The sequence below is a fragment of the Bacillus sp. 22-7 genome, from assembly GCF_010628845.1.
Classification (GTDB): Bacteria; Bacillota; Bacilli; order Bacillales; family Cytobacillaceae; genus Cytobacillus; species Cytobacillus firmus_B.
This window is the reverse complement of record NZ_NJQY01000009.1, coordinates 189637-212128: the sequence shown is the minus strand read 5'-3', so window position 1 is coordinate 212128 and position 22492 is coordinate 189637. Positions and strand designations below refer to the sequence as shown.

General features: G+C 40.6%; 25 protein-coding genes. 2 read left to right on the top strand and 23 right to left on the bottom strand.

Features of this window, described 5'->3' with window-relative positions; translation table 11 throughout:
• From CE058_RS08715 to ilvA, 7 genes are all read right to left on the bottom strand, one after another.
• The gene (locus CE058_RS08715; RefSeq protein ID WP_048009391.1) at positions 1-582 is read right to left on the bottom strand and encodes an SCO family protein; all 582 of its coding nucleotides are present in this window, start codon (positions 580-582) and stop codon (positions 1-3) included.
• Positions 583-716: 134 nt separating this feature from the next.
• On the bottom strand, positions 717-1694 hold the full coding sequence (locus CE058_RS08710; RefSeq protein WP_048009392.1) for a nucleoside hydrolase: 978 nt from the start codon (positions 1692-1694) through the stop codon (positions 717-719).
• 157 nt (positions 1695-1851) lie between these two features.
• Positions 1852-2700: a DegV family protein gene (locus CE058_RS08705; protein ID WP_048009393.1), complete on the bottom strand. Its 849-nt coding sequence runs from the start codon at positions 2698-2700 to the stop codon at positions 1852-1854.
• 140 nt (positions 2701-2840) lie between these two features.
• Positions 2841-3086 carry a DUF2535 family protein gene (locus CE058_RS08700; RefSeq protein WP_048009394.1) on the bottom strand — a complete coding sequence of 82 codons (246 nt, stop codon included), beginning with the start codon at positions 3084-3086 and terminating at the stop codon, positions 2841-2843.
• Between the two features lie 374 nt (positions 3087-3460).
• Positions 3461-4198, bottom strand: coding sequence for a twin-arginine translocase subunit TatC (gene tatC / locus CE058_RS08695; protein WP_048009395.1), 738 nt, complete (start codon positions 4196-4198; stop codon positions 3461-3463).
• Between the two features lie 86 nt (positions 4199-4284).
• Positions 4285-4482, bottom strand: a complete 198-nt coding sequence (locus CE058_RS08690) for a twin-arginine translocase TatA/TatE family subunit (protein WP_035331398.1) — start codon at positions 4480-4482, stop codon at positions 4285-4287.
• A gap of 144 nt (positions 4483-4626) precedes the next feature.
• Positions 4627-5895 (bottom strand): threonine ammonia-lyase IlvA, encoded by a 1269-nt coding sequence (gene ilvA, locus CE058_RS08685; protein ID WP_048009396.1) that lies wholly within the window; start codon positions 5893-5895, stop codon positions 4627-4629.
• 172 nt (positions 5896-6067) lie between these two features.
• On the opposite strand from ilvA, the gene CE058_RS08680 reads away from it, so the two are divergent.
• Positions 6068-6304, top strand: a complete 237-nt coding sequence (locus tag CE058_RS08680) for a hypothetical protein (RefSeq protein WP_048009397.1) — start codon at positions 6068-6070, stop codon at positions 6302-6304.
• Positions 6305-6344: 40 nt separating this feature from the next.
• Here CE058_RS08680 and CE058_RS08675 read toward each other — a convergent pair whose 3' ends face one another.
• The 7 genes from CE058_RS08675 to CE058_RS08645 form a co-directional block, all read right to left on the bottom strand.
• Positions 6345-7076, bottom strand: a complete 732-nt coding sequence (locus CE058_RS08675; RefSeq protein ID WP_048009398.1) for a lysophospholipid acyltransferase family protein — start codon at positions 7074-7076, stop codon at positions 6345-6347.
• Between the two features lie 115 nt (positions 7077-7191).
• Positions 7192-7677, bottom strand: coding sequence for a dihydrofolate reductase (locus CE058_RS08670; RefSeq protein WP_163141961.1), 486 nt, complete (start codon positions 7675-7677; stop codon positions 7192-7194).
• Positions 7674-8468, bottom strand: coding sequence for a thymidylate synthase (locus CE058_RS08665; RefSeq protein ID WP_163141958.1), 795 nt, complete (start codon positions 8466-8468; stop codon positions 7674-7676). Before CE058_RS08665 ends, CE058_RS08670 begins: the two co-directional genes overlap by 4 nt.
• A gap of 91 nt (positions 8469-8559) precedes the next feature.
• Positions 8560-9261: an anthrax toxin lethal factor-related metalloendopeptidase gene (locus CE058_RS08660; protein ID WP_048009401.1), complete on the bottom strand. Its 702-nt coding sequence runs from the start codon at positions 9259-9261 to the stop codon at positions 8560-8562.
• A 232-nt stretch (positions 9262-9493) separates the two neighbouring features.
• The gene (locus tag CE058_RS08655) at positions 9494-10105 is read right to left on the bottom strand and encodes a TerD family protein (protein ID WP_035331391.1); all 612 of its coding nucleotides are present in this window, start codon (positions 10103-10105) and stop codon (positions 9494-9496) included.
• Between the two features lie 52 nt (positions 10106-10157).
• Positions 10158-11264 carry a toxic anion resistance protein gene (locus tag CE058_RS08650; protein WP_048009402.1) on the bottom strand — a complete coding sequence of 369 codons (1107 nt, stop codon included), beginning with the start codon at positions 11262-11264 and terminating at the stop codon, positions 10158-10160.
• A 2-nt stretch (positions 11265-11266) separates the two neighbouring features.
• Positions 11267-12910 (bottom strand): YceG family protein, encoded by a 1644-nt coding sequence (locus CE058_RS08645; protein ID WP_396389152.1) that lies wholly within the window; start codon positions 12908-12910, stop codon positions 11267-11269.
• A 290-nt stretch (positions 12911-13200) separates the two neighbouring features.
• Between CE058_RS08645 and CE058_RS08640 the strand changes: the two genes are divergently transcribed.
• Positions 13201-13449 (top strand): hypothetical protein, encoded by a 249-nt coding sequence (locus CE058_RS08640; RefSeq protein WP_048009404.1) that lies wholly within the window; start codon positions 13201-13203, stop codon positions 13447-13449.
• Here the strand turns inward: CE058_RS08640 and CE058_RS08635 are convergent.
• From CE058_RS08635 to CE058_RS08595, 9 genes are all read right to left on the bottom strand, one after another.
• Positions 13446-14243 (bottom strand): HAD family hydrolase, encoded by a 798-nt coding sequence (locus CE058_RS08635; RefSeq protein WP_163141955.1) that lies wholly within the window; start codon positions 14241-14243, stop codon positions 13446-13448. The two genes, CE058_RS08640 and CE058_RS08635, sit on opposite strands and share 4 nt — an antisense overlap.
• Positions 14240-15349: a cysteine protease StiP family protein gene (locus CE058_RS08630; RefSeq protein ID WP_163141952.1), complete on the bottom strand. Its 1110-nt coding sequence runs from the start codon at positions 15347-15349 to the stop codon at positions 14240-14242. The genes CE058_RS08635 and CE058_RS08630 overlap by 4 nt, the downstream gene beginning before the upstream one ends.
• Positions 15342-16715 (bottom strand): phosphoribosyltransferase family protein, encoded by a 1374-nt coding sequence (locus CE058_RS08625; protein WP_258750941.1) that lies wholly within the window; start codon positions 16713-16715, stop codon positions 15342-15344. Before CE058_RS08625 ends, CE058_RS08630 begins: the two co-directional genes overlap by 8 nt.
• Entirely contained in the window at positions 16645-17856 is a 1212-nt protein-coding gene (locus CE058_RS08620; protein WP_163141948.1) for an HpcH/HpaI aldolase/citrate lyase family protein, read from the bottom strand. Before CE058_RS08620 ends, CE058_RS08625 begins: the two co-directional genes overlap by 71 nt.
• Before the next feature lie 119 nt (positions 17857-17975).
• A complete protein-coding gene (locus tag CE058_RS08615) occupies positions 17976-18755 on the bottom strand; it encodes a TerC family protein (protein ID WP_048009409.1) in 780 nt (259 codons plus the stop codon).
• Positions 18756-18841: 86 nt separating this feature from the next.
• On the bottom strand, positions 18842-19423 hold the full coding sequence (locus CE058_RS08610; protein WP_048009410.1) for a TerD family protein: 582 nt from the start codon (positions 19421-19423) through the stop codon (positions 18842-18844).
• A 116-nt stretch (positions 19424-19539) separates the two neighbouring features.
• Positions 19540-20127 carry a YpjP family protein gene (locus CE058_RS08605; RefSeq protein WP_159343994.1) on the bottom strand — a complete coding sequence of 196 codons (588 nt, stop codon included), beginning with the start codon at positions 20125-20127 and terminating at the stop codon, positions 19540-19542.
• Positions 20128-20148: 21 nt separating this feature from the next.
• Positions 20149-21330, bottom strand: coding sequence for an LL-diaminopimelate aminotransferase (locus tag CE058_RS08600; RefSeq protein WP_048009412.1), 1182 nt, complete (start codon positions 21328-21330; stop codon positions 20149-20151).
• Positions 21331-21646: 316 nt separating this feature from the next.
• On the bottom strand, positions 21647-22420 hold the full coding sequence (locus tag CE058_RS08595; protein WP_048009413.1) for a class I SAM-dependent methyltransferase: 774 nt from the start codon (positions 22418-22420) through the stop codon (positions 21647-21649).
• Positions 22421-22492: the final 72 nt, after the last annotated feature.

The following is a 22492-nucleotide window of genomic DNA, read 5'->3' as shown; positions in this document are numbered from 1 at the left end:
CTATTGCAATGCTTTAATATCATTCATAATTTCATCTAATGGAATTTCATTAAGACCAGTATAATACTTCATTACTTTACCATTCTGGTCAACAAGATAAAAATCTGTTCCATGGATTACCTGATCACCTGTTTGCGGCTTTTTCACAATGGTTTTGAAGTATTCCATAGCATATTTCTCAATTTCCTCCTGTTCATATCCGGTCAGAAAATGCCAATTGCTGAAATCTGCATTGTATGTAGAAGCAAATTCCTTTAAAACTTCAGGTGTATCCACTTTTGGGTCTACACTGAATGAAACAAATTCAATATTTTTTATGCCTTCCTCCTCAGCCAAATCCTGAAGCTTCTTCATATTAGCTGTCATGGGCATACATACATCTTCGCAATTGGTAAAAATAAAGTCGGCTACCCACACCTTGCCTTTAAGATCCTTTAAACCAAATTCTTTATTATCCTGGTTTGTATACGTAAAATCAGCCAGTTCCCAATTTAACGCGTCCTTTATGCCGCTCTGTCCGCATGCTGCAAGAACTGCAAGCATAAAAGCAGCAGCCATTACAGCAAAAACTTTTTTCTTCATACATTCACCTGCTTTGATTAGTTACGATGCTAATTTTAGCAAATATTCATGAAAGAAGAAAGAAGTACTTATGACAAACTTGTGAATAAGAACCTTCTTCTATTATTATGACAAACTGATGGATGGAAAAATTTTTAGGTTGGTTTCGTTTTATGGTTCGTCATAATCTCATAAAATGTTTTTATGAAGTTTGAATAATTAAATTGCACAGCAATCTGATGTATCCGGTACTTCATCTTATCTTCCGGAGGAACATTTCTAAAGTCTCCAATGCTCTGGCCAAATGCCTCCCCTTTGTCAGTAATTATCTTTACCGGTACATCCTGATATTGAATTTCAGCCCCCGCAAGCATTGCCCACAATGTAAATAAATCATGCATGGGACTTCCGCTTATGTCTGGATAGGTTTCCTTATAAAAATTGAAATAATAATCAACCATAGGCTTAAGAATCAAGCCGACTTTATTTTGCACTTTTTGATAATAGGCATCAAGAGAATCGATAAGTGCTGGAGTAATGATTGCAGACATGGTTACATCCAGAGGAAAGACATGAATCTTCTTCGGTGCATTGGCAAACACAACATTAGCCGCATACGGGTCCCCATAAAAATTTGCTTCAGCCACTGGAGTCACATTGCCCGGAACATTGAATGCCCCTCCCATAATATAAAAGTCACTGACTTTACCCATAAGTCCCGGATAAAGGATAAAGGCCGTCGCCAATGAAGAAAGTCTTCCTACATTAACGATTGTTATATCATTTTCATAGTTCTCAATCAGTTCCTTAAAATCATCGAAGTTTTCAAACATGTTATTGGAATTCTCCAGGTTAGGAATAATCGGACCCAGCCCTTCTATGCCGTGAATATCCGGGTAAAACACCGGAACCTCGCCGGTTAAAGGCAATACGGCTCCGCTGAATACAGGAGTATTTTGTCCGGTCAATTCACGAAGGTAAGCCGCATTTCGGACGGCATCGTCCCTGGAAACATTTCCATAATCAGCAACAATCCCGACGATATTGATTGCCTCTGAGAAAAACGCAAATATAACTGCAACAAAATCGTCAATACCAAAGTCACTAAAAAATAATACATTTTTCCTCTTCAATCCTACACCCCCATAATTCATTTTATTCCGGGGATAATCAAGAATGGCAAATATTTTCAAATAGGATAAAAGTCTATGATTTCACTATTCCTAACCATGATTAGAGAAAAAATTGATTTCGCAAAAAAACGCATAGCCTGAGTGCTATGCGTCCTTTTTATTTATCTTCCAGATGATACATAAAGCCAATTGCACCTGGACCTGTATGTGTACTGATAATTGGAGTTGTTTCTTCGATTTCAACCTCTGCGCCAGCATCCAGCTCTTCTATCATTGTTTTCAGCTTAGAAGCTAACTCAATGCCCTCTGCATGAACAAGACCTACACCTCTAATTGTTTTCCCTTTAATATCTTCTGCAAATTGCTTGGCCAAATATTTTGCAACCTGGGTATGGCTTCTTACTTTGGCGACAGGTGTATAAACACCGCCTTCAAGCGAGGCAATTGGTTTTATATTCAGCAGGGACCCGATCATGGCTTTGCCTTTGCCAATTCTCCCGCCTTTCACAAGGTTTTCCAGTGTGTCCACTACTACAAACAACTTAGTATTGCTGCGAATGGTTTCCAGCCGGCTGACAATTTCCTGAATACTTTTACCTTCTCTGGCCATTTTCGCAGCCTCCAAGACTTGAAAAGCCAGTGCTTTGGAAATATATCTGGAATCTACCACGGTAACATTTGCATGTGACATAGCTGCTGCACTTTCTGCTGATTGAACAGTACCGCTCATTCCGCCAGTCATATGAATAGAGAGAATTTCATAGCCCTGGTCACCAAACCTGTCATACACCTCTGCGAACACTCCCGCGGGAGGCTGTGAGCTTTTAGGCAGCTCGTCCGCTTCTTTCATTTTCCTCATGAATTCAGATGGAGTAATATCAACCCGGTCCAAGTATGTATCACCATCGATGTGAATAGATAGCGGGACGACTTCAATATCGAATTTTTCAAGCAATTCGCTGGATAGGTCAGCTGTTGAATCAGTAACAATTTTAATTTTAGCCATTATGCTTTCACTTCCCCTGCATTAACAATTAGTTCATATTATACATTCAAGCAAAATACAAATAAAGCAATAAATATATAGCTTGTTTTTCTCTTCCAAGCGGCCAAAAAAATACCGGCTGGCTGCCGGCATCAATGTTGTTAAGCGTTATTTTTTAATTCTGGAGTCTTAAAAATCTCTTCATAGACGGGCCACTTTAAAACTCGCTTTAGATATTCTCTAAAAGAATGGTTCTTAAGTGGATTGGCATTAGTGGCCGCAATAAAAGTTTTTAAACGGACTTGGATCATAAAATAATAAGGGCTATCTTTTGCCAATACAGGAATTTCAGTAATTTTTACCTTCTGTCCAACAGCATTTTTGAACTCTAGGCTTTTAAATAGCAAAATATCAATCCTCTTTTTCACCCGTTTGTTAATATTATACCCCAAATACGGCTCGAAATGTGTCTGATTATGCTATCACATTATTTTTTTTATGAAGCTCTTTTCCTATAAATTATTGTTTTTCGCCTCTCAATGTTGTCCGTTGATTTCCGCTCCAGGCTGCACAGCGAACCGCGGGCAGGCGGTGAGCCTCCTCGACGCTTCGCGTCTGCGGGGTCTCACCTGTCCCGCTACTCCCGCAGGACGTTGAATAATCTTCCCTGAGTAAACACCGCACGAAGAAAATGCGAATGCATTTTCGAGGATCTCGCACCTTCCGCTCCAATCAACTCAGCAAATAATATATATATCATCAAACCTTGCAAAAAAAACTTTTATGAAGAAGATTCTCCTGTATTCTCTTGTTTTTTCAGCTTTTTTTTGTAGACAATTTTTGATAAGTTGATGCTTATTTCGTAGAGCAGAAGCAATGGAATAGTGACAAGAATATCAGACATGAAGTCAGGAGGTGATATTACAACCGAAATCACGACAAGGACAAAGTAAGCATACTTCCTGATTTTAGTAAGCACATAAGGATTTATAATTCCCAGCGAAGTCAGGAACATGATGACTACCGGGAGTTCAAACAAAACTCCAAAAGGCAAAGTCATATTAAGGACAAAGCGGAAATATTTATCCACAGTGAAATTGGCCTCAAACAATTCTCCACCCAAATCAACAAGAAAACTTAATACGGTGGGGAAAATGACAAAATAGCCAAAGCAAAGGCCAATAATGAACAAAATAAATAGCGCCGGCACATAAGAAAGAGAAATCTTCCGCTCAGCTGCTGTAAGGGCAGGCTTGACAAACAGCCAAATCTGCAAAGCCAGAACGGGAATTGTTCCTGCAACGGCAATGACCGTAGCAAGCATAAAGTAAACCCAGATTATATCACTTGGGCCCAGGACAATCAATTTGACGTCCAGGTCTCTTACCAGCCATTTATAAATATCCTCCACAAACACAAAGCCTGCAATAAAGAACAGGATAAATGCTGATGCCGTTATAATGAGTCTTTTTCTTAATTCATCTAGATGTTCGACTAAATTTAACTCTTTTTCTTCCATACGATTCTCCTGCTAATTTTATATCTGGCCCAGCCTGTTGTATCTTAACCCAAAACAAAAAGGTGCAAGAAGTATATCCTTACACCTTATTTAACCGTTTTTTTCTTAGTATCCTGTTCAAGCTCATCCATCACGTCACTGGTCAGGTCCCGGGTAGATTTTTTAAATTCTCTTAGTGTTTCACCAAAAGCACGGCCAATTTCCGGCAGCTTTTTTGGACCGAATATGATTAACGCCAAAACTAGGATTAAAATTAATCCTGGTACACCGATATTTGAAAGCATATTCACATCTCCTTTAAAGTACTTCCCTTTTGAATCTAATACGATTATAGTACTTTTCAAAGGAAATGTCACAGATATCATAAAAATTCATATTTCAGTCACATATCTTATTAAATAATAGGGATCTGCAAGTCATTCGGATACTTATACAAGAAGATGAAAAAGGTTGCTGTCTTTGTTTATCTCCTTGTAAGAGAATCCCTTTTTATTCATTCTCACTATGAGGTCGCTATAGTCTTCCCTATGCTTCAGTTCTATTCCTACAAGGGCCGGACCATTTTCTTTATTATTTTTTTTCGTATATTCAAAACGTGTAATATCGTCCGTTGGGCCAAGCACTTCATCAAGGAATTCTCTTAATGCCCCTGCCCTTTGGGGGAAATTCACTATGAAGTGGTAAAGCAGGCCTTCATAAAGCAGGGAACGCTCTTTAATTTCCTGCATGCGGCCAATATCATTATTGCCCCCGCTGATCACACATACAACATTCTTTCCCTTAATTTGATCTCTGCACATATCCAATGCAGCAATCGGCAAAGCACCGGCAGGCTCTGCCACAATCGCATGCTCGTTATATAATTCAAGGATTGTCGTGCACACTTTCCCTTCCGGAACCATGAAAATATCATCAACAAGCTCATTACAGATGTCATAAGTTTTTTCACCGACACACTTTACCGCAGCACCATCTACAAACTTATCAATCTCCCCGAGGGGTGCTACTGTTTGAACCCTGATAGCTTCACTCATAGAGGGTGCTCCTTCAGGTTCAACCCCAATCATCTGCGTTTCCGGTGAGATGCTTTTTATGTATGTGCTGAGTCCTGCCATCAATCCGCCTCCGCCAATGCTGGCAATAACAAAATCGACTTGCTCTTCACAATCGTTAAGCATTTCGACCGCTACTGTTCCCTGTCCCGCTATCACCATTTCATCATCAAACGGATGGATAAATGCCCTGTCTTCCTCCGTGGCACATTTAAGAGCTTCGTGATAGGAATCATCAAAAGTGTCTCCAACAAGTATAATCTCCACTGTATCTCTCCCAAACAGCTCTACTTGGCTCACCTTCTGTCTCGGCGTGGTCGCTGGCATAAAGATCTTCCCCTGAACCCCAAGGTGTCTGCATGCATAGGCAACTCCCTGCGCATGATTCCCTGCACTTGCACAGACTACACCGTTTTCAAGCTCCCCTGCAGTTAAAGATTTAACTTTATAGTAGGCGCCTCTTAATTTAAATGAGCGGACATGCTGAAGATCTTCCCTTTTCAAATAGACATTGCACTCATACTTTTCTGATAGGCGTTCATTTTTCTGTAAAGGTGTATGGGCAACAATATCCTTTAGCTGCTGGTATGCAATCAAAATATCTTCCAACTGCACCCATTTTTTTGTCATTAGTTTCTGTTCCATTTTGCCACCCTCTTCTTTACAAGTTATTAATTTGTACATTATACCATGACAAATCACGATTTCAATCCGGTATTTTAAAAATTTACATTTTTCGAATTATTTTATGGATAGAAACAGATAAAACTGACATATAATAAGCAAAAGTTAATTTATATCTCAAAGGGGTGCAGGAATGGAGTTTTCTTTATGCAGTCTGGATAGCGCTTTGCCTGTGGAGGTAACAGTGGATGAAGATAACGGCAGGTATATGATTCGGAAAAGCGACACGAGTGGAGAGTACTTCAACAGTGCAGATGAATTAATAGAGTGGGTGAAAGAGAACTTTACCGCAGAAGAGTTTTGCGATCCCAGGGAATACCACGGAATGATTCAGAAGCTCACAGATTATTTAGTGAATCCGAATTTATAATTTACCGCTAAAAGGCCCCTGACTGACTGGGGCCTTCTTTTTATGATGCGATTTTTCTGTTCGAGAGACTGCTGCAGATTATCCCTCTTACTTCCTGCGCAAGAAACTTTGCATCCATATCTTTAACAATCCTGGCATTCACAGGCTTGCATACCCTGATTTCTATTTTAGCCGGCTTTATGAGTCTCCCATTCTTTTCAAAGGCATCTGCCGTCCCTTTAATAGATATTGGCACAATCGGAACACCTGCATCCTGTGCAAGCCTGAATCCGCCTACTTTAAAAGGCGCTACCTGCCCGCCCCTGCTTCTCGTCCCTTCCGGGAAAATCAGGAGAGAGTGTCCCTGTTTTAAAAGCTCTGCAGCATTCTTCAAAGAATTGATAGCACTCCTGCGATTGCTGCGATCAATAAAGACACAGTTCATGACTTCCATCCATGATGAGATGATGGGTGCTTTCTTCACTTCAATTTTTGATATGAAGCCAAAAGGTTTATTAATAGATGATAGAAGGACTGGAATATCGAAATCCCCTTCATGGTTGCAGACAATGACAACAGGCCCCTCGGGGATCAATTCCTGCCCCGTAATTTTTACTTGAGAGCCTGATATTTTCATTATTGTCCTGGACCACTTTTGGGGCACTTTATGGATGATGCAGTCGCGCTCTTCAACGGGAAGTGCTGAATTCAGGTTTCTCATCCGGGATAGAGCAGGCAGGCTATAAATCAAATATCCGCCCATATAAAGAAAAAAGATTATTAATCGAAGCATACATACCTCCAAGGGTTGGGATGTTTTACATTATATATTAATCAGGATCCTTTCACTATATGTTTACAGTTTATAAATTTAAAAAAGCAGCCCGCCGGCGCGAGCTGCTTTTTGGTTATTTTCTTTTATAAATGAGGAATTCAAAATCATACGGATTTTTTTCATCCCTTGTGCCCTTCTCCCTTGATAGAAGGTCCCATTCTGACATGTCCAATTCCGGAAAATATGTGTCCCCTTCAAATTCGTCATAAATCATAGTCAGATATAGACGATCAGCTGCAGGAAGAATGGCTTTGAAAATCTCGGCACCGCCAATGACAAAAATTTCATCTTCCCTATCGCCGCTGTACTTCAGCAGCTCCTCAACTGTATGTACTACTGTACATCCATCACAGGAAAAGGAATTATTCCGGGTTATCACAATATTTTCTCTCCCCGGCAGAGGTCTCCCGATTGAATCCCAGGTTTTGCGTCCCATGGCAATGGGATGCCCCATCGTCGTTCTTTTAAAAAATTTTAAATCCTCAGGCAAATGCCAGGGAAGTTTATTATCCCTGCCGATCACACGGTTCTCATCCATTGCCCACATTAAAGATATCATACACTGACAACTCCTTTAATATGAGGATGCGGATTATAGTCTTCAAGCTGGAAATCGCCAAACTTAAAGCTGAAAATATCTTTCACCTCAGGATTAATCTTCATCTTTGGAAGCTTTCGGGGATCGCGGCTCAGCTGGAGGTTTACCTGTTCAAGATGATTCTGGTAGATATGCACATCACCGAAAGTATGAACAAATTCACCAGGCTCCAGATCGCAAACCTGCGCAACCATCATAGTCAGTAAAGCATAGGAAGCAATATTAAACGGCACGCCGAGAAAGACATCTGCAGATCTCTGATAAAGCTGGCAGGATAGCTTTCCATCTGCAGCGTAAAACTGGAACATGCAGTGGCAAGGCGGCAAAGCCATCTTTTCAATTTCTCCAACATTCCATGCATTTACAATCAGGCGGCGGGAATCAGGATTTGTTTTGATTTGCTCAATCAGGCTCGTGATCTGATCAACTGTATTTCCATCAGCACCTGTCCAGGATCTCCACTGATGTCCATAAACGGGCCCTAGATTCCCTTCCTCGTCTGCCCACTCATTCCATATCCGCACACCATTGTCCTGAAGGTATTTCACATTTGTATCTCCATTTAAAAACCATAATAGCTCATGGATAATGGATTTTAGATGCAATTTCTTAGTAGTAACAAGCGGGAAGCCCTCCTGCAGGTCAAAGCGCATCTGATAACCAAACGTGCTTATTGTACCTGTGCCTGTACGGTCTTCTTTTTTAGTGCCATTTTCCAGGACATGCCTGCAAAGATCCAAATATTGTTTCATTTCAACCCAACCTTTTTAAGATACTCATTGCTATTGTACACAATTTGCGATTGTTTAACATTAGTTAAAAATCATAAAAAAACAGGTAAAATCAGTTTAACTCTTTTATAAAATCATAGGTTTTCGGGGCATTCTCTCTTAATAATTCCCTCGATTCCCCTTCTGCAAAATACATGGCAAAAGCCTCAGCAAAATATTCTTCCGGGAAGGAAAGAAGATAATTTTGGCCCGGAAACAGTTTAGCTTTTTCAGCTTTCCACACAGACAGAAACTTCTGATTAAATCGAATGCCATCGTACACATGACGATCCACAGAATGGGCAAGTTCATGAAGTTCCAGATTAACGGATCCATGACCTTTCCCTCTCTCACTGAAGCCTATTTTTACAAGGACAGTTTTGGCGCCGCCAATCCCCGGGACATCATCCCAAGTGGTATCCCCTGTATAGCCGCGCGGTATTACCCCTGTGAGATGCTGCGCTGTAGGATTATCAGTAAGTTTCCCCGTGAATAATTTCACCCTAATATCTTCACCCTCTATTTTGGAGAGCAGAGAAGCGGGCAGGTGATCCACTCGGGAAATCATCTCTGCAGCCTCTCTCTCATCAAAAGGTTCGAGAGGCACAATAAAGATTTCACCAAGCTGGCGTGGAGATTTCAGACTGAGAAACTCTTTAAGCTGGGAAGAATGCGGGTAATCCTTTAGTTTTATGCCGCCCATGGCAGCCTGAGAATTCCCGAGCAGTGCAAGGGAAATGATTATAATTGTAAATGTAAGTACCATTTTGCGCATGTTAAAAGCCCCTTCTGCTAATCTAAGATGTCTAATTTGCGGGCAACAGAGCTCTTTGAAGTGTATAAGCTGCGGAACTGCCTGAATGGATAAAAAATCTCTAACCGATCTGATAATCTATTAAAATTATAACATATGAAAGGAGGATTAAAAGGAAACAAATGATGGGAAACTTTTATGAAAATTCAAAAAGGGCCCGAGTAATTTCGGGCCCCTTCGAAGTTTATTTTTATTAAGAATAAGAACGCACTACATCTGAAAGGCCGGGAGAAGCAGTTCCAGTACCTACTGCTGCAAACTTCCAATCACTTCCATGGCGATAAATTTCTCCAACTATTAAGCTGGTACTTCCGCTGTAGTTGTCAGTCAGGTTGTAATGAATCAGTTCCTGATTGTTGCCGGAGTTTACTACTCTGATGAATGCATTTTGGATCATTCCGAAATGCTGCTTTCTCTTTACACTGTCATAAATGTTTACAACGAACACCATTTTGTGAATGTGTGCAGGCACTCTGCTTAAATCAATCAGCACCTGCTCGTCGTCCCCATCTCCTGCTCCTGTCAGATTGTCCCCCGTATGCTGGACACTTCCGTCGCTGCTTTTTAAATTGCCGAAGTAAATGACATCTTTATTGCTTTTAAGCTTTCCATTTTCACCAAGCATGATTACAGAAGCGTCACAGTCGATATTTGCTCCGCCGCCGCCTCCGAACAAAGATCCCAGGAGACCGCCGCCTCCGCTTTTTTGCACTGGATCCCACCCTAATCCTACCATAATTTTAGATAATCCCGGATTTCCTTTAGTTAAGTCAACACGCTGGCCTTTTTGAAGATTTATTGCCATATCAATTCCACCTCGTCAATAATTTATATTTTATTTAAAAATGTGCAGCTGACTAACCCTGCTGCTTCATTTTTTTAAAATTATCCTGGAGCTGTTCCAGTCTCCTGGTTCCTTCTTCTCGCAGACGTTTATTTTCTTCTTCTATTGATTTTGTCTCCTGCATACCTTTCATGATGATATTCCAGGATTCCTCAATCGTTTCAATCTTAATGCTTGGACCGCCTGCCAATCTTGCAATATCAGCACTTTGGTTTGAAATATTCTGCGCATTGCGCACCAGCATTTCATTTGTCCGTCTGTCCAGCTCGCTCATAGAATCAGCAACGAGCTTTTGCCTTTTGGCTGCAACTGCCTGAATCAGACCATTTTTAAAGATTGGAATAGTGGTTACAAACGCAGAATTAATCTTGCCGATAAGTTTGGTATTTCCTCTCTGCAGCAGCCGGATTTGCGGTGCTGTCTGAAGGGCAACCATTTTAGCCATTTCAAGATCATAAACTCTTTGCTCGAGTAGATCGACGGCATTTCTTAACGTATCAAGCTGCATCGAAGCCATCTGATCTCCCTGAGCCGCCCGAGCTTCCAGCTGTGGAAGCTGATTGGCTTTTAAATCATCAGCTTTCATTTGTCCTGCAACAGCATATTTTTCGAGCGTCAGATAGTACTGATAATTCTGCTCATACATTTGTTCAAGCATGGTTGTGGAATCCACCATTTCACTTTGGTATTTGGAAATTTCAACATACACTTTATCAATTTCCGCACCCATTGTCTGGTATTTTCCGAAAAGCTTTTCAATCATTTTTTCTCCGCGCTTGAAAAGCTTGCCAAAGATGCCTTTAGGTCCCTGCTCGAAATCCTTCTTGTCAAATTTGTCCATGATTCTGCCGAGCTGCTTTAAAAGTTCACCTGAATCTTCAACCTTCGTTGTTCTCATGTTGCTCAATATCTGGTCAGAGAAGCGGGAAATCTGAACAGCAGGCTCTTTGCCGAATTCAAGTATTTGGATTTGGTCCTTCTCATCAATGGACCTGGCCAGATTTTGCACCTCAGGCTCCTGCCTTAAAGCAAGCTTAATTTCTGAAACGTTATTTTCGGTTAATTTATCATCCTGCAGCTCGGCTGTTAAATTCAGTTCTGTTGATTTGGTCGGATTCATTTTCAATCACCCTTTAAATTTTTTAATAATCCTTGAAAGAGAACCTTTTTAAGAAAGGATGGCTCCTTAAATTCCTGTTCAAAAACAACATCCTCAAGCCAATGAACATCATATAAATCTTCCTCAATGAAGTTTTCAATGTCGTTATGGCCCGGCGGATTATACAGTACAATATCTATCCCAAATTGATTAAGCAGCAAAAGGAGTGCGGCATCTGTTCTTACCATCGTCCCGTTCAGCTCGTTGTTATAGAGGATAATCTTAGGAACTTCCTGCGAGTAATCAAATTGCTGCATTAACTTTAGAATGCTCGGCGGAATTTGCAGGCTTTGGCTAAACAGATAAATCTTCAATTCTTCTTCCGATTCACCCGGCAGCGGCTTTAATCGCGGGCGATCACACATATTTCTAATAGCCTTTGCAATGCCATTTTGAAGACCTCCAGGAAGCTGCTGATACCTCCAATAGTGCCCTGAAATGATTTTTTCAGGGTCAAGCTTCCCTTCCCCGTCCAGTGCATTGCGATAATGGAAACGAAAATCATTGTTGACGCTGTTCGTGAAAGGGAATCTTTTTATCAGCAGACTTTCTTCATATTGGCTGATCGTTTGTATTCGATCCCAATATTCCTTTCGGTTCCTGCTTACTCCCTGAATCTTTGAAAAAAGGGAGGGTATCATGACCCTTCCATCCTTCACCTCAAAGTTTGGGCGGATCATAGCTTTCTCTTTAATTAAAATAAAAAGTTCATCATAAGTGGTTTTCAAGGTCACAGAAGAAGGAGTATACTCCCTAAGCTGCCAGGGTTTATAAAGGCCTGAACCCTCATGGTTAAGGATGGTTTCTATTTCCCTGGATGCCCTGTAGGCGACTGTAGCACTCCTTCTTCTCTTTTCCTGCGGGAAGGGTTCAGGCTTTTTCTTTTCAGGATAATGATGTACAAAAGAATCCTGAACTTCCTGACCCATCTCTGCAAAAAGGTCTTCTCCTGATGGAGAAAAATAAAGAATATCGCACCCGATTTGAATTAAGTAGTATAAAAAGTAATAATGACTCTTTTTCCCATTCCCGTACCAAAGGACTTTTGGCATACCCAATTTCGGGTCAATTTCTTTAAGTTCTGTGCCTAAATGATTAGCGGACCACTTAATCACATCTACAAGCACTCTTCTTATATCCTGGTTTTTCAAGCCGCCTGATTCCTTTTCAGAAAACAGATTCAGCATACTGATCATCGCTTCTCTTATTTTCCTGTGCAGAGAAGGTGAGGAAGATTTGAGCAGCAGCTGTTCTCCATCTAGGAAAGCAGCAAATCGGTTTATGGATAAATTCTGTTCCCGGTTAATATTCAGGACTTTTTGTATCGCCTGGAACTGCTGATTATTAATGGTTTTATCCAAATGTTCTTCACTAAGGAGGAGAAGCCCTGTATTCTCTGTGTGAATAAGATCAAAAAGACGATTATAATATTCATCTTCATCGAGGGGAACTCCAAGAAATCTGGCAACAATTTGGCCAACATGCAGCGCTTGCTGTTCCTCTCTGTAACTTTCACGTTCATGATTAGGCTTTTTTAACTGAGAGCTCCAGTTCTCATATGTAACCTTTAAGATGTGAGTTTTAATTTGACTGTACGACAAGTTCAATTATTATCCCTTCCCTCTATGAGCGAAAGATGCATTCTTATCATTTCATTCAAAAATTGCGTTTCAGTTCCCGGATAATGGCACGGGAAAAAAATATGTAAACTTATTACCATCATATCATAGGAATACAGCCTTTTTCTAAAAATCGTTCACTTTCTTTACGTATAAACAGTAAGAAAGTTTCATTCCGGCAATATTTTTCATTGCTGATTGACCTCAAATGGACTCTTTCACCTTTATCCCTGTCCCCGCATAAAGTGGAGTACTTTGTAAGAGGAAGGTGAGTAAGTATGAGGCTGCTTTTTCGAAGAGTGAGATATCGGGGGATTGATCATGATCTGGATATAATCAGGAATACTTTATGTTCAAGTTCCTTTGTTTTTATAGACGTCTTTTTCCTGTCATTGATCCTTGCCATTTTCTCTTTTGCCAATTACCAGTCTATTCCCATCAGCAGCTTAATCTTTACAGGAAGCTATACTTTTTGCATCTGCTTATTTATCGTTTTAAAAAAATGGCTGAGGGACCAGCCGGACTAAACTCTTTCTTTCATACTATTTAGTATATTATTTAGAATTTCTTCCCCTGCCGCTGTCCCTATATTAGCAGTAATCAAGTAAGGAGATGAGATGGACTTTTCAGCTGCCAGTTCTCCGTGGCTGGGGACATATGCATAGTCGCAGTACTTTAAAAAGTCATGATCAAGCATGGAATCTCCTGCCCCAATTATCATATTTATATCTTCCCGTTCCTGAATAAAGTTCACTGCCTCGCCCTTACAGATGGGATTTGGCATAAAATACAGCTTTCTTCCCTGATGGGATATCCTCCATCCAAAGGATTCCGCCAGATCAGCCATTGCTTTTTTGGCTTCAGCTGTTAATTTTTCTTCAAGAATATAATAAAAGAAAAGATTTTCAGCCATTTTTATTTTCCCGTTCAGTTCCAGGCTTTGTGACCTGACCATCATTTCCTCAAGCAAAGCACACTCTGCCTTCAGCCTCTTTCGGACTATGACGGACCACTCCTCAAGAGGTTTTCCATAATAATGGATATTGGCACCATTGGATGTGACAGTGTAAGGAATGTTAAGGACATCCTGAAAAATGAAAATACGCTTATATTGCTCATAAGTCCTCGTTGTAACAGGCACAAAGAGCATTTGAGCAGATATCTCTTTCAGTAAACTCCGAGCTTCTTGTGTCATAAAGGCAATTTCCCTGCCATCTTTACGCTCAACACCTATTAAATCTTCTCCTGACTGCCCAAAATCAGCAAGTGCTTTATTTGAGTAGATCAGTGTCCTGTCCAAATCTGATGCAAACATCCTCATGATTTTTCTCCAGTCTTTTTAATTAATCCGCAGCAGGTATAACTCATATCAGGATAATGAATAACCTCAACATTCCGCTCCCGGGCCAGCATGACAATATGGCCAACATATGGACTTTCCGGATCTTTCATCAGAATTTTCCATGGAAGCCTTCTTAGAAGAACTCTGGTTGTTTCGCCTACTCCCGGCTTTACAAAGTTAATAGATTCAATATTAAATTCCTCTTGTATTCTCTGAATCTCTTCCATGCCCTTAAAACTTGCTTCCCCAGGGTTTTCGATAATCCTTTTCGCAAGTTCAGCAGCTTCCTGCTTAATAGCCGGGAACTCATCTGCTACAGCTGAGAGATATTGGTTTGAAACATCAGCTTCTTCCAGCTCACTATAATATTTGGCGCCATGGAAATCTTCCGGCCCAATTAAGGATTTATTTAATACTGTTCTGCTGACCAATCCTGAAACAGTTGAGTTGAGACAGGCACTTGGAATCAGAAAATCTTCCCTCGTTCCATATAGAGTTGTGCAATAACCAGGATCAGCAAGAACGGCCAAGGTATCATCAAGAATAACACCATAAGTTTCCTGGAACTGTCTGCAGGCCTTGGTTAATTCAATGGAGATAGCACCTTTTCCTGTCCATCCGTCCACAAATTGAATTTCACAGCCGGGATGTGAGTTTAGAATATGCTTTATGGCATTTTCGTCAATCCCCCGGTCCCTGATAATGGAAATGCTGTAATGCGGCAAACTCACACCATAAACTTCAGAAAGATACCTCTTTATCAAAATTCCAACAGGTGTTCCTGCTCTCGCGAGAGAAACTAAAACAGTATTTTTTCCTTTTTGCTTCCAGATCTGCTCAGAAACCGCTCCTGTTGACAATGCTGTTTTCCGTTTATAAACATCAAGCGTTTCCCAAAACAGGGAAAGGTATTTTTCAGGCGGCTGATATTCAATAGGAAGCGTTTCACTATAATGCTGACCGGACTGAATGTTTTTTTCTCTTTGTTCAATGGATCCTTCAAGTGAATATCCGCTTAAATCCTTCAATAAAAAGATAACATCATCTTTACTATATGAACCTAATTTATCTGCTGTTTTATTCATTTTTTCCACCTCCATTAAAGTAGACTACTTTTACATTTTTAATATATTTTTTTAATTGATTGATAAAAGGCATAAGGGAATCTTTTTCCGGTTCTCTTTCAAAAAACAGGAACACTTCATCATAACAACCGTCTGGAATGTTATAAACAAATTGTGCAATTTCAGGGTCTTCTGGATTTTCAAAGGATATGCCGTATTGTGCTCCATAGTCTTTATCATTTCTTACAAAGATGGGACTGCGTGTTGTTGAGTGGAACTTTACGCCTTCCCCCATTAAGGAGGCAAGCTTCATAGGGATATACATAAACTCCCCGGTTCCGAGACATAATGTATTTCTTCCATCCCGTTTTCGGGATAAGGATTGGCCAACCTCAGCTAATGACACACTTAATCCTGCCTGGCGTTTTTCATCCAGCCCGAAACGGCCCGAATCTTTTAAATAGGGAGTACTTCTGATCTCACCGTTTAAAGTAACTGATGGTTCATTCGTAGTGCTTAATAATTCAGGGAATTCTTTACTTATATCAATATGGGAAATCTGTGCAGTTTGTCCTGACAGCTCGCCTGCTGACTGACCTTTATTCACTTCAGGAGTCCCATTTACATCGATCTCCCCCTTTAGAAGAGACACATTGTTAATAATAATGCCCAGCTCTTTTTCCAAATCATCAAACAGGATTTGATCTTTTGGGGAACGCCAATCCAGGATGGAGACGACTGTATATATCTTTCTCGGAAAGCGTTCATGAATGGAGCGGATGATATTAATAGCGGTTTTCCCTGTAGTCATTTCATCATCGACAAGTATAATCTCCCTCTTGTTATACAAAAGGTCTGCATCTGCATAGCATCTGTGTGAAGTAGCATGAGAATGCTCTTCTTCAAAAGTTATGACTGAATTCTGATTTGCCAGCTGCTCTCTTGTTGTATGAAAGTAATCGGCACGTTTAAATGATTGAAAGAAAGCATGTCCAAGTGCCGTTGCTGTCTCGGCAAATCCAATAATCACCGGGTTATGGTCTTTATCAATAAAAGGATTGCTGTTCAAGAAATCTGTACCGTTTTTAATAGCGGATAAAAGCTCTGCGGCCTTTCCGGTCTCAACCTTCTTCACCTTCTCCATATAACGGCTGGCGAGCAATTCTCCTGTCAGAAGTCCGATCTTCGGGTCTATCGGTATATGCTTCCCGAGTACTTTGCTGACAAATAAGAAAGATCTTTTCTTGTTAATTCTTGCTGCCATGACAAATAAATCTTCAGGGAGCAGCTCATATGGGTTCTCAGTTATATGAATATTAACGGTTAATGAGTTGAGTATCTGAATTGAATGTTTCGTTTTTGAGTAGGTCAATGTATGTGATCTCATCCTGCAGCACCCCGTATACTTCTGATTTTAATAATATTTTTTTAGCCCAAAATAAATGAGGTTTTATTTCATTCATTTTGTTTTGATAATCGCTTTTCATTACCCCTATTTTTCCGCCGGCCTGACCGGCGATGCTCTGAGCATCCAGGTACTCTTCAAGTGTTACCGTATTCAATGCCTGTACAGGCCTAATATGGGTTGGATGAATAATGGTTTTCCCTGATAAGCCATTTGAAATATCCATTGCAATTTCTCTTATTAAACCATCCATATGCCGATCAATTAAGTCCGTTCTCATTTTCAGTCCATCCTGTCCCAGACGCTCCATGAATGGTGTTTGCCTTATTTGAGGCTTTAGAAGCCGCTCTTTTGAGGAAAAATATTCCCAGACCGGACCTGAAATGACATACGGCTGGTCGGCACGCAGAAAAATATTAATTATATCTGATATGCAATCTCTAATTACAGCAATATCGTAAACTGTCGTATCAGAATTTCTTCGTATTCCGTAGAGTCCGCTAAAATCCGTAGCTCCAATTCTTACATTTAAAATTAGCTCAAAATATTGGTCCAGCACTTTCTTTATGCCGATCAACTCTTCAAGCCTTGTTTCTTTCTGAATAATTTCTTTCGTCTCCAGAATCGGCATGGCATATAAACAATACCCATGAGAATTAAGCTCTTTTATTTCAGTTAAAATTTTGCATCCTTCAGCTGGTGAAAACTTAGGCAGGACAAAGCCGGTCAGGAGATGCATTCCATTCGGAATTCTGCTTTTGAGTCTCATAAGCTGCTCATAGCTTCTGATTCGAACGAAGATCAAAGGGAGATCTTCTTCTTCACAAAGACCTTTCACAAGGTCTGAACTCAAATTTTCCAATTCCGAACAAAGCAGATTTTCGGCCAATTCTACTTCATCATCACCAATTGCATCTTCAAGGCATATGACCATGGATGAAAGGCCAGCATGCTTTTTTGACAGCAGATCCTGGTGAATATTTGGCCTTGTCGCCGGCATATATAAAGTTGCCCCAAGAGCATATGATAATAGCTCCCTGTCGGATCTCTTATTAAAATAGCCAGGCTTCTTGTAAAACATTTTATTTATTTTTTCACCCGGAATATCGGAAAATAGTCTCATTTTCGCAGCTCCATTCCTTCACTAAAATACTACTTTCTTCCTTTTTCAACCAAAAAAGATAAAAATAAAAGGGAGCGGACAAGTGTCTGTTCCCTTTCAAGATCTATGCAGTTACATATTTAGTTTGATCCTTGATCTGCAGCTTCTTTTTTTGCATTCCTCGCATGTACAATAAAAGTAACAGCAAACACGATAACCAATACGATAAAGAAGTAAATATGGTCAATGTGAATACCAGCAGCACTCGCAAGCATTTTAGCAGCAATAAGAAGGATCAGAATATATGAGCTGGTTTCCAGCTCCGGTACCCTGTCAATCAGCTTCAAAAATACGCCTGCTACACCACGCATCATGATAATACCAAGCATACCGCCTATCAACAGCACCCAGATTTCCTGGCTGACTCCAAGCGCAGCCAATATACTATCGATTGAGAATGCAATATCCATTAATTCAACTGCAATGACAGTTCCCCAGAAAGTACCGAAAAGGCGAATTAATAATCCTCTTTGATTAATGCCTTCAATTGCATGTTCATCGCCTTCCTCTTCAGCTTGCCTCTTATCAATAAAATACTTAATAGCAAGCCAAGCCAGGTAGGCAGCACCTAACACCTTGATATACCAGAATTCAATTAAAAATACACCGATGCCGATAGCAATAAATCTGAAGAAGTAAGCACCTAAAAGACCGTAAAAAAGAGCTTTCTTCCGCTGTTTTTCCGGCAGATGCTTTACCATTACAGCAAGAACAAGCGCATTATCAGCAGATAATAGGCCTTCCAGAATTACAAGTGTACCTATCAGTGCCCAGCTTTCCGGCTTTGACAAAGCTTCAACCCACATTTCCCAATTAAAGAACTGGGAATATGTATGCATAATAGATTCTAAGATTTCCATTCTAAATTATTCCTCCCGGTGATGACTGCTTTTTCATATAAAAGACCCGGCATTGCCGAGCCTTATTAAGCAAATATACCTCTTATTTATCCAACCTGTAAACCAAAATCTTTTGCCAGTGCAGCCAGTCCGCCCTGATATCCGCTTCCGATTGCACTGAATTTCCACTCTCCGTTATGTCTGTACAATTCCCCAACTACAAGAGCAGTTTCAATTGAGAAGTCTTCACCCAGGTCATAGCGGATCAATTCTTCGCCTGTATCTTCATTCAGAATTCTTGCATAAGCATTGGATACCTGTCCAAAGTTCTGATTGCGGGCTTCCCCGTCATGAATGGTGATTGTGAATGTAATGCGCTGAATGCTTGCCGGCACATTTGCCAGGTCAATTTTCACCTGCTCATCATCGCCCTCCCCTTCACCTGTACGGTTATCCCCAGTATGTACAACTGAACCATTAGCGCCTGATGTATTGTTGTAGAAAACAAAGTCACTTTCAGAAGTTACTTTTCCAGTATCTCCAAGCAGAAATACGGAGGAATCCAAATCAAAGTCATTTCCGCCATCATATTTGTTCGTATCCCATCCAAGTCCTACTACTACCTTACTCATTCCTGGATTTGTCTTTGTTAAGTCCACTTTTTGTCCTTTTGATAAGCTTACTGCCATTTCAACTCAAACCTCCATTATGTAGAATAAATGTATTTACGGTATAAATCATGAAAAGTTTCATAATCCGTATAAATATTTTTTCACATTCCAAAATTTATTTCAATCTTAAACCTCTAACTCATCCATTTAGGCGGGGTGTTTTTATTCCAATAGATTGAACCGAGTTCATGGTGAGCCTGAAATTGATCATGGTGTGTGTGATAATGAAAATTAAACCAGTACCCCTGTTGAGGAGGGTGGTCCCTTCGCACATGGAACCGAATCACATCCTCATCCGTCATGCTATTGGTGATATGGAAAATTTTTTCCGATAATCCGCCCCCCGGAGTTTCTGTAACTTTTAACTGTGCAAGGCTTTCCTCGGGAAATTGCACTGCCACCTCCTGGATGGCTTTCTCAATTTCCGGAAGGATGACCTCGTTAAACTCATCTTCAATAACTGGGCCTATCTTTGCACCAAATTTCTCATACGATTGTGTCTCAGCCTCTACAAGCATTTGCCTGATAAAGTTCTCTTTATCGAAATTACTATTTTCCTCTTCAACAAGTTCTGCGCCCTTCTCTGAGTTTTCAACATCTGAAGCTCTGGAGGCTTTTAGCTGGTTCGTATTTTCATAAAGAAATGCCTGAGAAGGTGTGACGAGGCCAAACGTTAAAATGGTAACAAGTACAACAAAGGATTTCCTCAGCCAATTCGGCATGTTATTCGCCCTTCCTTTCCCCTAAGCAAGGATTTTTTTAAATATGCCGCTGCCTTCAATATTAAGGGCAGCTTGCCTTAAAACATCTTCGTGCTGAACAAGAGCAATCCGAACGTATCCCTCACCCCACCTGCCAAATGCACTTCCAGGAGTTACGACTACACCGGCCCGGTTAATTAAGTCAATCGCAAAATCCTTGGAGCAGCTGTACCCGGATGGGACCTCGGCCCACAAGAACATTGACCCCTCAGGCCTGCTGATATCCCAGCCGATAGTTTCAAGATCTTTTATTAATACATCTCTTCTTTTTCTATATGTCTCTCTCAAGTCCTGCAAAAAACCGGACTGATCATTCAATGCTTTCACCGCAGCTGCCTGTACCGGCAGAAATACCCCATAATCCAAATTGGATTTGAAGTTGGCCAGCAGCGCAATAAGCTGCTGATTACCTGCGGCATATGCCACCCTGCAGCCAGCCATATTAAAGCTTTTTGATAGTGAGTTCATTTCAATCCCCACATCAGCTGCCCCTTCAACAGACAAAAAACTTAAAGGCTTATTTTCATAATAAAGTTCCGAATAAGCAAAATCATGCAGTACAGCAAAACCGTATTTCTTTGCAAGCCGGATCGCTTGAAGAAAAAGTTCCTCTGTGGCCATTGCCGGAACTGGGTTGCCAGGGAAGTTCAATATCATTAATTTCGTGTTTGCAAGGATTTCTTCAGGGATCTCATTAAAATCAGGGAGAAAGCTGTTCTCCTTCTTTAAAGGCATTCCGTACATTTGTGCACCAGCCATTGCAGCACCTGCAGCATAAGCAGTGTATCCGGGGTCAGGAACAAGGATATAATCTCCCGGATCACATAGAACCATCGGCATATGTACCAGCCCATCCTGGGACCCCATTAAAAGCAGCACCTCTGAAGCAGGATCGACATCCACTTCGAAATTTCGTTTATAATAGCCGCTGACTGCGGTATGAAATTCATTTGTACCTGTTAACGAGTACCCGTATAGTTCTTGATCACGGGCACCTCTTGCCAATTCCTCCATAACAAAAGAGGGAGGGGGCATATCAGGACTGCCAATGCTCAAATCAATCACCGAAAGCCCGTCTGAAAGTTTCGAATTCTTAATTTGGGCCAATTCCGTAAACACGCTCTCTGTAAAAGAAGCCATTCTTTTTGAAATAGGAAATTCCATCGTAACCTTCCTCGCTATGTATCTCGTTTCTATTTTTCTATTATACTTCTTTTCGAACCAAATTAAAATTGATTTCATGTATCTGCAAAAAGAACAATAGAAATATAGTAATAACTTATTTGGCGGATTAATTAGGAGCAAAGCGGGGAATAATAAAACAAATCATGTTCTTCAAGTCCAGAAGAATGAATAAGGGGGAAATGATCATGGATTGGTCTGTATTCTTTGTCATTGCAAGTCTTTTACTTATGGCTTACTTTGTTTATCTGGCTATTGCAGATTAAATAAGCAGGTGCCTGTTAACTGGCACCTTTTCTTATTTTTCAATTATGCCAAAATGAAATTTAGATGACTTTCTTTCAATTACTTTGAAACCATATTGAGCAAACCTGGAACTTCTAAAGTGGTCTTTCAGGATCACCCTTTGCCTCGCAGCTCTTTTTGCATGAAATATAACTTCCTCTGACAGATCCTCATAAACAGCAAAGCTCCTTAAAGCTTTAATCCCTTCTGACTCAAAGATTTCTTCTTCAAACATTGGATCAAAATAGACAATATCGTAACTGTCCGAAGGCAGTTTTTTTAAATATGGAAGGGCCATTGTTGCTTCAACATTTATTCTTCCCATGGCCTGATTCATACTTTCAAGCCCGGAGTCCCACTGCCTTAGCCCGTTCGCAACGAGAAAGGAAAGGTATTTATTTCCTTCGAGTCCCGTAACTTTACCTTTATTGCCCGCAGCAAAACTGGCTGTTATGCTGTCAGATGCCAGACCAAGAGTACAATCGAGTATACTGCTGCCTTCTTTAAGACCCGCAGCCTCAAGAAAAGGATCACTCTCACCTTTTAAGAGGCGCTTCACTCTGAACATTGCAGAACTCGGATGAAAGAAGAACGGCTGGTTTTCACCAATCTGATAAAGTTCCAGCCGGTCTTTTCCGACTACTATGCAGTCTTCAGGAACTTGTTGTTGAATCGCTTTAACAGACCTTTTATTCCTTTCGATGTACTCTGCTCCCAATTGTTCTGCAATTTTTTTTGCTTTTTCTTTCATTGCTTCATTGGTGCGTCCGGATGTCGTAATTAGCATATATGTTCACCTGATTCCTAAAATTGCTATTAAAAAAGGGTGCCTGCAGACACCCTTTTTTGTTTAAGCATT